Below are 16,151 nucleotides of genomic sequence, written 5' to 3' on the forward strand. Positions count from 1 at the left end.
TTGACGCTAACGGCAAATGGACAGCCACGCTGACCACGCCCTTGACCGAAGTCCTGCACAACCTCACGGCCACGGCCACCGACAAGGCCGGTAATGAAAGCGCTCCGGCAGAGCTGCCCATCACCATCGACACCACAGGTCCGTCTGCACCGGCCACCGCGCCCGACATGACCGCTGGCACCGACACCGGCAGCAGCAACACCGACAACAACACCGCCAACCCCAAACCCGCGTTCACCATCGGTGCCTTGCCCGAAGGCACGGTGTCGGCCGTGCTGTTTGTGGGCGGCGTGCAAGTGCCCGCCACCTACGACCCGGCCACCGGCACCCTCACGCCCAACACCCCGCTGGCGGATGGCCCGCACGCCATCACCTACGCCTTTACCGATGCTGCCGGCAACCCTGGGGCGCAAAGCACGTCGCTGCCCATCACCATCGACACCACAGCCCCGGCCAAACCCGCCACGCCCGACCTGCAAGCCGCCAGCGATACCGGATCAAGCCCGACGGACGACACCACCAGCGACACGACGCCCACATTCACCGTGCCCACCGGGCAGGCCAACGTCATCCTGCTGGTCAATGGCGCACCCGTTGCCGCCACCTACGACCCGGCCACGGGCGCCATCACGCCCAACGCACCGCTGCCCGAAGGCGAGCACGACATCGCCATCCAGGTGGTCGATGTGGCGGGCAACACCAGCCCGGCCAGCGACCCGCTGCCGGTGACCATCGACACCACCGCTCCGGCCGCGCCCACCAGCGCGCCCGACATGACGGCGGGCACCGACAAGGGCAATAGCCCCACCGACAACCTGACCAGCGACGCCACGCCCGACTTCAACATCGGCATCGTGCCCACAGGCAGCACCCCGGTACTGCTGGTCGACGGCGTGCAAGTGCCCGCCACCGTCACCACCGACGCCAACGGCAACACCATCCTCACGCCCACCGCAACGCTGGCCGACGGCCCGCACAGCATCACTTACGCCTACACCGACCTGGCAGGCAACACCAGCGCCGCCAGCCCGGCGCTGGCCGTCAACATCGACGCCGCCGCTCCTGCTGCGCCTGCCGCCGTGCTGGCCGACGCCAGCAACAGCGGCTCGCTGGCCGACAACATCACCAGCGACAACACGCCCACCATTCAAGGAAGCGGCGCCACGCCCGGCGACACCATCACCCTGTACGCCGCCAACGGCACCACCTTGCTGGGCACCGCCGTCGTGGCAAGTAATGGCAGCTGGAGCATCACGCCGACCAGTACCCTGGCCGACGGCACCCAAGCCCTCAGTGTTACCGCCACCGACCCGGCCGGTAACGAAAGCACCAAGACCCCCGTGCCTGTCGTCATCGACACCACGGCCCCCAGTGCCCCCACCGTCGCCAGCCTCCTGACGGACGACGAAACCCCCACCCTCACCGGCACCGCCACTCTGGCCGCCGGAGAAAAACTCACGGTCACCGTAAACGGCGCTACCTACACCATCGACCCGGCCGCCACCACTCAGCCCGCTGGCATCAGCTACAACAGCGGCACCGGCGCCTGGAGCGTGGACACCGCCACCGCCGTGCCCACCAGCGGCACGCTCGGCACCTTCCCGGACGGCCGTTACCCAGTCACCGCCACCACCACCGACGCGGCGGGCAACGCCACCAGTGACGCCAGCACCAACGAACTGCGCATCGACACCACCAGCCTGACCGTGGCGCTGACCAGCCCCAACGGCACCACCTACACCAACGACACCACCCCGGTCATCACCGGGCAGGTGGCCGGTGTGGGCGACCTGGCCAACACGCCGGTCACCGTCACCGTGGGCGGCGCCACCTACAAGGTGCTGCCCGACAGCAGCGGCAACTTCAGCATCGACACCGCCACGGCCGTGCCCACCAGCGGCACCTTCGGCAGCTCTGGCGCACTGCCCGACGGCAGCTACACCGTCACCGCCAGCGTCACCACCCCGGCGGGCGTGGTCAACTCCGACACCGACACCCTGGCCGTCGACACCACCCCGCCCGTTATCACCATCACCAGCGTGGCGGGCAACAGCGTGGGCGCAACGGGCAACGGCATTTTTGACCTGACCGAACGCGGTTTTGACAACGCCACCTATCTGCCTGCCAGCTCGGTGACCACATTGCCCGTCATCAGCGGCACCACCGACGCGGCCGATGGCCGCACCGTCACCGTCACCCTCAACGGTGCGACCTACACCACCACCGCCAGCGGCGGCACCTGGTCGGTCACCGCCACCGAGGCCGATGCCAAACTGCTCAACCACGGCAGCACCTACAACCTCACCGCCAGCGTCTCTGACCTGGCCAGCAACACCGGCACCGACGTGAACAACGGCCTCACCGTCAACATCGCACCGCCCGACGTGCCTACTGTGGTCAGCCAGACCACCGGCAGCGTCACGCCCACCATCACCGGTGTGGCTGAAAAGAAGGTAGTGTTGAGTGCTATCGAAGCCACTGCCGGTTCAGATGAAACCTCACCGGGTGCAAATGACGCTGTGGCCGAAATCCAATCGCTCACGCCCGTCTTGGTCGCCAACCGTGCTGTGACTTTAAAAGTGGGTAGCACAGTCATCACCACAGCTGCGCTTGACGCCACGCCCACAGTGGCTGAATTGGTCGCCCTGATCACGGCTGACGGACTTTATGCCGCAGCACCGTTTACCGTGGCTGTGGACGGCACAGACTCGACCAAGCTGAACATTACTTGGAAAACCGCAGGTGCTGTTACCGATGCCGCTACCCTCACTCAATACAGCCCACTCGCCACGGGTGATCAACTTGAAGTGACCCTCAAAGACGACACAACCGCGCTCACGGGTGGCACCTACACTCTTACAGTGGGTGGCACCAGCAGCCCGACGGGCCTGACTTACAACACCACCACCGGTGCCTGGAGCCTGGTCGTGCCCGCCGGCTCTGGCCTGGCAGCGCCCACCAACGGCATCCCCAAGGTCTACAACGTCGACGTCAGCAGCACCGCCGGCAGCTTGACCCGCAGCGACATCAGCAGCGGCGAACTCGTCATCGTCGCGCCGCCATCCATTGTCACCGCCCCCACGGGCCAAAGCTGGACCAACGAAGTCTGGGGAAGCACCAGCTCCGGTGGTGCCGTGCTCAACGTGGGCGAGGCCAGCGACGGCACCACCGTGCGGGTCAACATTAACGGCACCGGCGCTCAGGCCGGGCAAGTGGTCAGCTTGCAGTGGGATACCCAAACCGCCATCCAGTCGCCGTTGCTGACAGCCGCCCACATCGCGGCCGGCTACATCGACATCGTGGTGCCCAAAGCCACCTTGCAGGCGGCCACCGCCGCTGGCACGCGCGAGACGCTCAACGTCACGCCCAAGCTGCTCAGCGGGCCTGGCGGCAGCACCATCTCGACCGGCACCGCCGTGGCGGCCACGGTGGACTTCATCGTGCCCGCTGCGCCGGCCATTAACGCCGCCACCGGTGCCACCACCAGCGCCATCAACGGCATTCCCGAGGCCGTGTTCGACAAGAACACCTCCACCTTCATCACCACAGCGCCTGCCAACGACAACGTGCTGTACTACTCCGAGTTCTGGAACGGTGGCACCGGCACCACGCCCGGCACGGTAGTGCGCATTCAGCTGCCCACCCAGAGCACGGTGCCCGTGGCCGAACGCGCCAAGGCCGGGGACAAGCTCACCGTCAACTGGGGCAGTCAAGACTATGTCGTGCCAGGCACCCTCACAGCGGCCCACATCACTGCGGGCTACATCGACGTCACGGTGCCTTTCGAGACGATTGCCGCTGCCAAATACGGCAACATTTCGGTCAGCGCCGAAATCACCAGCGCCATCAGCGGCAACACCTCCAGCGTCAAGCCGGTCACGGTCAACGTGGTTTACGACCTGCCGCTCTACAACATCAACGCGCAGTCCGACGGCTTCCAGATCAACGGCCGCAGTGCCGGCGAAAACACCGGCACCCGGCTTGTGGCGCTGGGTGACGTCAACGGCGACGGCTACGACGACATCGGCGTCATGGGGCAGCTCGAAGCGGGCACCCAGGCCGCCTACGTGGTCTTTGGCAAGGCCGGCGTGGGCGTGGTGGACCTGAGCAACTTCACCAACGCCGCCAACGGCCAGGGCTTCATGATCACGGCCCCCGGTACGGTCTGGGCCACCTACCAAAAACTGCAAAACTACTACGGCTACTACTTCTCCGAGCCCTACATGAACGTCGGCGTGCAGATCGACGGCGGTGGCGACATCAATGGTGACGGCCTGGACGACTTCGTGGTCTCCAGCCCCGACAGCCTGCAGTCGCAGACCTTTGTGGTCTTTGGCCGCACCGACAGCGCACCTCTGAACCTCACGGCCATTGCCGCCGCCGGCGCCACCAGCCAGGGCTTCACCATTGCCCGTGGCAAGCAACAGGCCGAGGCCATCTACATCGTGGGTGATCAGAACGGCGATGGCATCGACGACATCGTCATCGACAACCTCGAGCCCTATTGGTACGACACCAACCAAAGCACGACCAACCCCGACTTCTTCAACGGGGGGGCCGTGCTGCCCATCGCCGGTGGCGCCTGGAACACCGGCACGCCCAGCGTGCTGGTGTACGGCCGCACCAACTGGAGCACGGTGGACACGGTGCAGCTGACCGCTTTGGCCACATCGGATGGCCGAGTGGCCAACAGCATTGTTCAGTCCACGGGCGACGTCAACGGTGACGGCATTGAAGACCAGGTGTACCTGACGGTTGCCCCCGGCTACGCCAAAGCGTCCAACTGGTGGCTCAACGACGCCTATGTGGTCTATGGCAGCAGCACCGGCCTGGTCAGTCTGGCCAGCGTGCAGGCCAGCCTGGATGCCGGCGATCAGACCAAAGGCATCCACATCCGTCCCAACGAAAACGCCGCTGGCGAAAACGGCGCCTTGAGCAGCATCTCGATTGCGGGCGACATCAACGGCGACGGCTATGACGATATCCTGGTGTCCATCACCAGTGGCACAGGCACCTCGATCGACGGCGTGCAGCGCGGAGAAACCTATCTCATCTATGGCCGCCCCGCCGGTCAATACCAGTACGCTCCGCAGGTCATCGGCCCGGCGCCTTATTTCCAGCTGATCAAAGCCTACGCCCCCAGCGAAGGCTTCCGCATCAATGGCGCCTGCAGTGGCGACGCCTCGGGCGCCTCGGTCACCGCCGCTGGCGACATCAACGGCGACGGCTTTGACGACCTGCTGATCTCCTCGACCGGTGCCGACCCCTACGGCGTCAGTGGCGCCGGCATCAGCTACGTGGTCTATGGTGGCCGCGATGACTACACCGTGCCCATCGTCTTCCAGGCCAGCAACGGCGATGTGATTGGCGGCACGGGCAACGACGTCCTCACCGGCACCAGCGGCAGCAACCAGCTGGTGGCTGGCGATGGTGATGACGTCCTGATTGGCAACGGTGGCGCCGACGTCATGTACGGTGGCCGGGGCGACGACGCATTTGTCATCAACGCCGACAACATCGTCAAACTCGCGCGCAACACCGGCAACACGCTGCAAAACATTGCCCGCATCGATGGCGGTCACGGCATAGACACCATCAAGCTCGACGGTGCCGGCCTGACGCTCGACATGAGCACCATTGGCAATCTGTCGCTCGAGAAAATCGAAGTCTTCGACCTCTCGGGCACCGGCTCCAACACCTTCAAGGTCAAACTCGAAGACGTGCTGGGCCTGGACGAGCTCAACAACTTCAGCACGGCCAACGGCTATGTGCCGGTCACGGGCGCTGCGCCACCGCAATGGTCGGACAACAACCACTTCCACCAGATCAAGGTGGACGGCGACGGCGACGATTTCATCCAAATCCTCGACGGCCAGTTCAGCGTGGTGGGCAAAGTCACCGACACCGCCACCGGCACGGTTTACCGCGTTTACCAAAGTGCGATTGCACAGGCGCAGATTCTGGTTTCTGCCAAAGTGGGCGAGCCCCCGGTGGTCAGCGCGACCGCTTGGGAGGCCAGTAACGGCCTCACCCTCACCGAGGCGCAAGACATCGACTCGCCCTCCACGGTGGGTGGCACCTACATCCGCGTTAGCACTGCTAACTCGCTGCCCGCTCTGGGCGACACTCTCCGCCTCAACTACGGTGGTCAGACCCTCACGGCCACCATCGGTCAGTACGCCCTCAACGTGGGCTATGTGGATGTCTTCATCCCCACCGCCACGCTGACCGCCGAGACGCCGCTGGGCACGGCCGAAACCGTGGCCATCACCGCCAGCATCGTGCGCGGCGGCACCACGGTGACCACCTCGCCCACGGCCAACCTGGCGGTCAACTTCATCGTTCCCACAGCGCCCACCATCAACAACACGGCTTGGGCGGCCACGGGCGCTGGCAACACCAGCGCTGTCTCGGGCGTGGGCGAGGCGGTCTACGCCACCAACAGCACCACCCACGCCACCACCGGCACCGCCGACAACGCGCTGTATGTGTCTGAAACGTGGGACAACGGCACCGTGGTGCGTGTGCAGCTGCCGGCCACCGGCAGTGTGCCGCCCGCAGCGGGCGATACAGTGTTGGTCAACTGGGGCAGCGCCACTGGTGCGGCCAACAAGATACTCACTGCCGCCGACATCACCAACCGGTATGTGGACATCACCGTCCCCTACAGCAAGCTCGAAACCCAGGCCTTTGGCAACGTCACCGTCACCGCGCAAATCAAAAACGCGGCGGGTAACCTGTCGGCCACGTCCCCCGTGGCCACGGTCAACTGGGCCTACGACGTGGCCGCGGGCCAGCTGGCCGCCAGCCCGGAATACGGCTTTGCCATCAACGGCCAGTTGGCCAGTGACTCTTCCGGGTGGGACATCTCCGAAGCCGGTGATGTCAACGGCGACGGCTACGAAGACTTGGTCATTGGTGCAATGCAGAACGACGCTTCGGGCAGCAACGCCGGCCGCGCCTACGTGCTGTTTGGCAACTCCACCGGGGCTTACAGCAACTTTGACCTGTCCAGCCTCACGGTCGCGGGCAACAGCAACGGCTTTGTCATCAACGCACCGGCCATTGCCAACGCCTGGTATGGCTGGTCGGTCTCGGGTGGTGGCGACATCAACGGCGACGGCCTGGCCGATGTGGTGATCGGCAACAACACCAACTACGCATCCACCGCCACATCGATCCGTCCTCTGGATGTGAACGCTTCAGGAGCCGGTGGCCCCAGCTATGTGGTGTTTGGCCGCTCGGCCACCACCACGGTCCAGCTCAGCAGCCTGAGCGTGGCCAGCAACACCGACGGCTTCATGGTCTCGTCTCCGTTCGCCAACGGTTATTCGGTCACCGATGCCGGTGACGTGAACGGCGACGGCCTGAGTGACCTGGCCGTCACCGCCCCCAGCTACAACGGCCGCGCCGGCGTGGCCTATGTGGTCTACGGCAAAACCTCGGGTGCGCCGGTGGTCACCGCCTCGTCCAACTTCGTCAACAGCACCGAAGGCTTCGTCATCAACGGCGGCACGGTGGACGGCACCGTGGCCGCGCTCACCAGCGTCAGCAGTGGCGACATCAACGGCGACGGCCTGAGCGACCTGGTACTGGGCGGCTGGTACACCGGCACCTCCACGGGCAGTGTGTACGTGGTGTACGGCAGCTCTGCCATCGGGGCACGACCCATGGTGGACCTGAGCAGCCTGACCAGCGCCTCCAACACCCTGGGCTTCCGCATCATTGGCGAGAGCTCCACCGGTGTCAGTGTGGCCGGTGCAGCTGACATCAACGGCGACGGCCTGGACGACGTGCTGCTGCAAAGCACCGCCGGTTACGCCGGCACCAACACCAACCAAGGCGTGGCCTGGGTGGCCTTTGGCAAGAAAGATGGCGCAGCCGTCAACGTCTCGGCCATCGAGGCGGGCAGCAACGGTTTTGCCATCAACCTGGGCATCACCTCGGGCGTCCACGGCGCCTTCTGGGTCGACAGCGCCGGTGACATCAACGGCGACGGCCTGGGCGACATCATCGTCAGCCATGCCTATGGCAACCTGAGCCCCACCGCCGCAGGCGCTGCCTACGTGGTGTTTGGCAAAACCGGCACCGGCATGGTCAACGTGGCCAGCCTGGCCGCGTCAGACGGCTTCCGCATTCTGGGTGCGTGCGCCAACGATTACCTGGGCATGCGCGTGACCGGGGCGGGCGACGTCAACGGCGACGGCTTTGACGACATCGCCGTCAGCGCCCCCTATGCCGACCCGGCGGGCCGCACCGATGCCGGCATGACCTACATCGTCTATGGTGGTGCCAGCGCTTACCGCAGCAGCGTGTTCCAGGCCAGCAATGGCGACATGATCGGCACCAGCGGCAACGACACCCTGACCGGCACCAGCGGCAACAACCAGCTGGTGGGCGGTGACGGCAACGACACCCTCACCGGGGCAGGCGGTGCCGACGTGATGTACGGCGGCCGGGGTGACGACGTGTTCGTCCTCGACAGCGACAACCTGGCCAAGCTGGCACTGACTGGCACATCGCAGAACATCTTGCGGGTTGATGGTGGCACCGGCATCGATACGCTGAAGTTGTCTGGTTCAGGAATTACTACCAACTTGGCGACTATGCCAGCTGGCTTCCAGGCCCCGGACCCGAGCGTTGTCAATGTCGCTCTGCCCACTTCTGCTGCGAATGTCTCGCCCAGCGTTATGACACCGATTCGAGGTTATCAGTGGAGCACAACCAACCCATCAGGCGTCACTGAATTCAATACGCTCGGGGTATTTGCATCTGTAATTGGTCGAACGGTTCCTGCGCAATATCAGAACGTCATGGCATTGGAACTTGCCGCTTTACCGGGTGATAACAACGTCTACATTACTTTCCCAAAGCGCGCAAATGAAAAGATTCAAGTTTCGTTCATGGGCTTCCCAAGGGTGGCAACCAATGACAATGTGATGCTTTACTGGGGGGATGATCTGATTCAGACGTTCTATGGTTCTCAGTATTGGGGTGGGTTCGTCAATGTCACGATTGATTTGCCTGTCAGCAACTCCTTGGAGTTGAGAGATCTGAAGTTTGTGTCGCAGCTTAGTGCGGGGGGCAGCTTTGTTCTTGGTGGTTTCAAGATTGCTTCCAACATGATCGATTTACCGCCGATCACTACGGCCGTTGGGGCAACGGTGGTACTCGATAACCTACCCGAAGGTGCCTCACTGACCGATGGCGTGAACAGTGTCTTTATCGGTAAAACAAGCATTAGCGGTGTTGCTTCAACTGGTTTGGTGTCTGAGCAGGTGCAGACTAATGCACAAGGCCAAGCACTGTATAGGGACTCTGACGGCAACCAGTACACAAGTGTTTCGGCTGTGATGATCCAAAAGAGTGTCTCGGGTCAGTTGTATTACCTGAACGCACAAGCTCAGGAGGTTTCGGCTCCCACGACTGTGATCAACAACACAGTGGCGACCGATGGCAGTGGAAATGCTCTTTTCGATACTGACGGCACAACGCCTCTGTATTGGACGGACAGTACCCATACGACCACTACAACCAGTGCCACGACGACGATTAGTAATACACCCGTTATGGTGCAAAAAGTTAATGCAAGCGGTAAGCTCGTCTTCAGCACCGGTACGGTAGAAGTGACTGCCGTGGACTTCTTCGACACCATTGATGTGACCAATTGGGATCAGAAGAAATTGGCGCTCATGGTGGCCACAGTCGGTGACACGCCCAACTACATTAACGGTAGCAAATCGGTTGTTTACCAAGTGACCGATGTGCTGGCAGACGGCAGCACTGTGACCAATAACGTCAACTACACCGTTGGTAGTACAACGGTGCCAGGACTGCCTTCCGTAGGTGTGCCGCTGGACCTGATCACCGATGTGGAACGCATCGACTTAGGCAACCACAATTCGGGCACCGGGAATACCTTGTCGATCGGCCTGAAGAACGTGCTGCAGATGAGCAACGACGATGTGTTCAACACCAGCAACGGCTGGACCCAGTCCAGCACTGGCTGGACGCAGGTGAGCGCCACTGCTCCTGCCGCTTGGGGTGCTGTTAACCGTGGCAATCAGGTGGTGGTGGATGGCGGCAGCGCCGACAGCGTGGTGGTGGACGGCGCCTTCATCCAGGCCGGCACCGTCACCAACGGCGGCAACACCTACAAGGTGCTGCAAAGCACGTCTGCCCAGGCGCAGATCCTGGTGAACAGCGATATCCAGCTCAAACTGCAGCCCACCATTTACGCCGGGCGGGGCGAGTTGGCCGGCAACCTCACCGAGGGCGAGGCCATCAGCGGCGGCGGCACCGTGGTGCGCGTGGCCATCGCCGACATTGGCGCCGCAGCGGGCAACAAAATCCAGCTGGCCTTTGGCAAGTCCAATGTGTTCAGTGCCGCGCTGACCAGCACCGACTTGTCCAACGGGTATGTGGAGATTCTGGTCCCGACCAATGTTTTGTACGTCAACGTGCAGGACCAGGTGGCGGGCGCCCCAGTGCCCATATACGCCTCGCTGGTCTCGTTCAACGGCAATGGCGCCATGTCGGTCTTAAACGAAGGTCCTACCGAGCAGCAGTTGGTGGACTTCGTGAGCCCGACAGCGCCAATCATCGACGCCACAGCCTGGGCGACCACCAACATCAGCAGCGACACCACGGGCATTCCCGAGGCCATGTATGAAACCAACTGGGCCATGGCAACCAGCGCCACCGGCACACCGCCCACCACGGGATCTGCTGACGGCGGCATCTATGTGAGTGAAGCGCTTTCAGGTGGCTCGACGGTACATGTGAAGCTGCCTAACGGCACGACACCGAGTTCGCTGCGTCCGCCGGTTGCGGGTGACAAGGTGCTGGTGGCCTGGGGGAATGCGACGCCCATCGAAGTAGCGCTGTCTGCCACGGACATCAGCAACAAGTACCTCAACGTGAACGTGCCTTTCAGCACCATCGACGCGCAAGGTTTTGGCAGCGTCACCGTCACAGCGCAAATCGTGTCGGCCGCGACGGGCAACCTGAGCGACGCCGCCAAGGTGGGTGTGAACTACCTGTACGAATTGCCGTTGGCCTTGATCTCGGGCGGCACGCAGGGCTTTGTCATCAACGGCAGCACCAGCGCTGGAGAGACCGGCTTCTCGGTGGCCAGTGCCGGCGACGTGAACGGCGACGGGCTGGAGGATGTGATCATCGGCGCGCGCCGGGAGGACAACAACAAAGGCCGCGCTTATGTGGTCTTTGGCAAGACCGACACCACGGCGATCGATTTGACGGCTGTATTGGCCGGCTCGGGTGGTTTTGTCATCAGCAGCTTGAGCAAAAGCGACTCCTACACGGGCTACGACGTGTATGGCGCGGGCGACATCAACGGCGATGGCTTGGCCGACTTGCTGGTGAGCGTGCCCGATTTCAACTCGTCGGCTTCTGGCCCGGGCGATGTGTTTGTGGTGTACGGTAAGGCCGACACGGCTGCGGTGCAGCTGAGCACCATCACAGGCGGCCAGAGCACTGGTTTCCGCATTTCGGGCGTGAGTGCTGGCAACCAGGGTCAACTGGGCCAGTCTCTGGCGACAGCGGGCGACATGAACGGTGACGGTATTGGCGACTTCATCATCGGACAGCCTGGCCAGGGCAAGGCTTATGTGGTGTACGGTCGTCAGGACAATGCCACCATCAACATCACGGCTGTGGCCAATGGCGACGGTGGTTATGCCATCACGGGGCTGACTGGCGGCTCGAACTACTGGGATGCCAACGTAGGCGCCGGTGGCGATGTCAACGGCGACGGCCTGGCCGATGTGGTGATTGGCGACGGCAACACCAACAACAGCAACAACCGCGCTTTTGTGGTGTTTGGCAGCACCAACAACCCGGGCAGCTTTGTCGGCACCGCCGTGGGTTCACGCGGGTTCATCATCCAGGGGGCCACCGCCACCGGCAGCAAGCTGGGCGACCACGTCACCATCGTTGACGACTTCAACGGCGACGGCCTGGCCGATGTGGTCGTCTCGGACGAGGCACGCCGCGTGTATGTGGTGTATGGCAAGGCCAGCAACACGACGGTGGCACTGGGCGCCACCAGCGTGGATGCCACGGGTGCCGCAGGCTTCACCATCCTCACCAACGATGCGGCCGACACGGTGGGTTCGCTCATGGCTAAGAACGTGCTGGTGTCTTCTGCCGGCGACTTCAACGGCGACGGTTTGACCGACTTGCTGATTGGCGTGCCCACGGGCGACCCGTATGGCCGCGCCGATGCGGGCCGCAGCTATCTGGTCTATGGCCGCACCGGCGGTGTGTCGGTCAGCACCGGAAGCATGGCCTTCAGCGATGGCTTCCGCATCATTGGCGAGAGCGCCGGCGACTACAGTGGCTTTGCCATCTCGGCGGCAGGTGACGTCAACGGCGACGGCTTTGCCGACCTGGTGATGGGCGCTTATGGCACCGACTATGGCAGCCAGACCTTTGCCGGCAAGAGCTATGTGATCTTTGGTGGCATTGACCGCGTGACCAAGACGGCGGCGATCGACTTTTTGGGCGACGCCACTGCCAACGCGTTGTCTGGCACAACGGCCAACGAGCAGTTCATTGCCGGTGCGGGCAACGACACCCTCACGGGTGGCGGTGGCGCCGACGTGATGTACGGCGGCGCGGGCAATGACACCTTGGTGCTCAACGCCAGCAACGTGGCCGCCTTGGCGCGCAACACCGGCAACGACAGCCAGAACGTGGCCCGCATCGACGGCGGCACGGGGCTGGACAAGATCGTGCTGAGCGGCAGCGGCATGTCGCTGGACCTGACGGCCATCCGCTCCGAGGTGATCCACAACGTGGAATGGCTGGACGTTACCGGTTCGGGCAACAACAGCGTCACGCTCAACCTGAACAACGTGGTGCAGATGAGCAACTTCAACGTCTACAACACGGCTAACGGCTACGCCCCAGTGTCGGCCAAGGAGCCTGCTGGCTGGGGTGCGGTCAATACCGATGAGCAGTTGCTGATCGATGGCAACACCGGCGATGCGGTTACCCTCAAAGGCGCCTGGTACGTCAGCGGCCAGGTGGCCAAGGCGGGTGTTGTCTACAACGTGGTGCAGCACGTCAGTGCCACGGCTCAGGTGCTGGTCCACGGTGACCTTGATTTGCATCTGCAGCCCGCCGTGGATGTCGGCTTTGGCGAAATCGTTGGCAAGCTCAACCTGATCGAAGCCCAAAGCGATGGCAAAACGGTGGTGCGTGTCTACATCGCCTACACCGGCGCTGTGGATGGCAATGCCTTGAGCTTGGACTGGGATGGTCAGACTGTGGTGCAAGCCATCACGGCCACTGACATCAGCAAGGGTTATGTGGATGTGGCGGTGTCCACCGCCACCTTGCTGGCAGCCACGGCCGACGGCACGAGCGAGTCGATCGCGGTCAGGGCTGACCTGCTGAGCGCGCCGACCAGTGGCAGCTTGGTGGTGTCTGGTGCCTCTGCGCAGGTGACGGTGGACTTTGTCCGCCCCACGGCGCCGATCATCGACGCCACAGTCTGGTCGTCCACCAATCTCACGAGCGACTCCACGGGTATTCCTGAGGCGCGTTACGAGCTGTTGACATCAGCAACGGGCGCGTCTTTCCCCACCAGCGGCACCGCCGACGGGCAATTGACAACGTCTGAGGTGACCAACGGCACTGTGGTGCGCGTGCAGCTGCCCATCGGCACGGGCTCCGCGCAGCCCCCTGTGGCGGGCGATACTTTGGTGGTTGGCTGGGGCGCGTTCAGCAAGATCATTGAGTTGACCCCTGCGCACATCACCAGCAAATACGTGGACGTGAGCCTGACGGCGACAGAGGTGCAGTCGCAGCCTTATGGCACGGTGGCTGTCACGGCCAAGCTGCGTTCAGCTGCGACCGGCAACGAAAGCAATGTGGCCGAGGTGCTGGTGAACTATGCATTTGAGTTGCCGCTGGGACTGGTGGGCAATTCGGTTGCTGGCTATGCAATCTTGGGACAGACAAGTCTGGAGTCCGGCTACCACGTCGCGATGCTGGGCGATGTCAACGGAGACGGCCTGGATGATCTCCTCATCGGTGCCCCCGAAAGCACTGCGCCTGGTGGTACCGGTCGTTCGGGTCAGGCTTATGTGGTGTTTGGCAAGACCGATAACGCAGCCATCAATTTGACGGCTGTAGCGCAGGGCAGTGGTGGCTTTGCCATATACGGCAAGTCGACTGGGGAGTTTGTTGGCTGGGACGTTTCGTCAGTGGGCGATATGAACGGTGACGGCTTGGCCGACCTGTTGGTGGGGGCCACCTGGAACAATGGCAGTGGCACCTATTACGCCGGCAGAGGCTACCTGATCTATGGCAAGAGCTCGGGCGATGCGGTCTACACCAGTGCGCTGGGCTCGCAGGGCTTCACCATCTATGGTCCGGCAGGCCCAACCAGCGCAACACGCGACAACTTTGCCAATTCGGTGGACATGCTGGGCGACGTCAACGGTGACGGCATCAACGACCTGGGCTTCTTTGCCTCCAACGCGGGCAAGGCCTATGTGGTGTACGGCAAGACCGACAACAGCAACATCCTGGCCTCGGCAGTAGAGGGCGGCACGGGTGGTTTTGCCATGTCGGGCCTGGCCAGCGGGATTGGTTTCTGGGGTCGCATTGGCGGCGGTGGTGACATCAACGGCGATGGCTATGACGATGTTGTCATTGGCGATGCTATTTTTGGCTCCAACAACGGACGTGCTTTTGTGGTCTATGGCAGCAGCACCGGTGTCAATCTGGCTGCATCCAGCAGTCTGGGTACAAGCGGCTTTGTCATCACTGGCCCCACGGGGCAAAACTTTGTGATGGGCATGGACGTTGAAATTCTGGGCGACGTCAATGGCGATGGTCTGGCTGATGTCGGCGTGACAGCTGCCAACCGCACGGCCTTTGTCATTTATGGGGGCAACAGCACCAATCTGACCGTGTCTGCCAGCGCTGTCGATCCAAGCCGTGGTTTTGCCTTCAGTTTCAATGATCCAGACAACAGCGCGGCCACTTACGCGACCAACTATTACGGCCAGCAACTGCGTCTCGCCTCGATTGGCGATTTCAACGGAGATGGCCTCGCGGACTTCCTGGTGGGTTATGACAAGGGGGATGTGTATGGCACCCTGGACGCGGGCCGCGGCTATGTGGTGTATGGCCGCACATCGGGGCAGTCGATTTCAACCTCGACCATGACCGCCAGCGATGGCTTCCGCATCTTGGGTGAGTCCGCAAGCGGCTATGCAGGCTATGGTGTGGCCGGTGGTGGTGACGTCAATGGCGACGGTTTCAGCGATCTCGTGATCTCGGCATATGGCCAGTTTGGCACTGGCACGAGTGGCGGCAAGACCTATGTGGTGTTTGGCGGCTTGTCCGGTGGCACCGATCCGTCGCAAATCGATTTCATGGGCACGTCGGGCAGCAACACGCTCAACGGCACTGCGGCCAACGAGCAGTTCATTGGCGGCGCCGGCGACGACACCCTGGTGGGCGGCGGCGGTGCTGACGCCATGTTCGGCGGTACCGGCAACGACACTTTCAAGCTCGGTGCGGATAATGTGGCCAAGCTCGACGACGCAGGCACCTCGCAAAGCATCGCCCGCATCGACGGCGGCACAGGTCTGGACAAGATCGTGCTTGACGGCAGCAGCATCACCATGGACCTGACCGCCATCAAGGCCGATGTGATCCGCGATGTCGAAGAGATCGACATCACCGGCGGTGGCGCCAACACGCTCAAGCTGAACCTGTTCGATGTGCTGGACATGGGTTCCAGCAATGTGTTTGACGTGAACACCGCTGCTGTGGACACGCGCAAACAGTTGATGGTGACGGGAAGTCAGGATGTTGTTCGAACAGTCGAGAGCGTTGCCAAGGGCGACGACACGCTGGTTCTGAGCGATCTGGTGAATTGGTCGAAAAGCGGCACATTCAGCAGCGCCGGTCACACCTACGACGTCTACAACCACAACAGCGCCCAGGTGCAGTTGCTGGTGGACCAGAAGGTGGTGGTGTCTGCTTCCTGATGGATTGCTTCGTCGCTTCGCTCCTCGCAATGACAAAACACCGTCATTGCGAGGAGCCCTTCCCGTCATTGCGAGGGCCACAGGCCCGTGGCAATCCACAAATGCGCCCTGTCCTGC

General features: G+C 62.8%; 1 protein-coding gene (only partly in view). It reads left to right on the forward strand.

Features of this window, described 5'->3' with window-relative positions; translation table 11 throughout:
* Positions 1-16,034, forward strand: partial view of an Ig-like domain-containing protein gene (locus ACZ5RT_RS03640; protein ID WP_464453533.1) — the 3' portion only. It extends 12,202 nt beyond the left edge of the window; only the last 16,034 of its 28,236 coding nucleotides appear in the window; its start codon lies beyond the left edge, outside the window; its stop codon occupies positions 16,032-16,034.
* The last annotated feature ends 117 nt before the right edge of the window (positions 16,035-16,151 follow it).

The organism is Limnohabitans sp. TEGF003 (genome assembly GCF_055395455.1).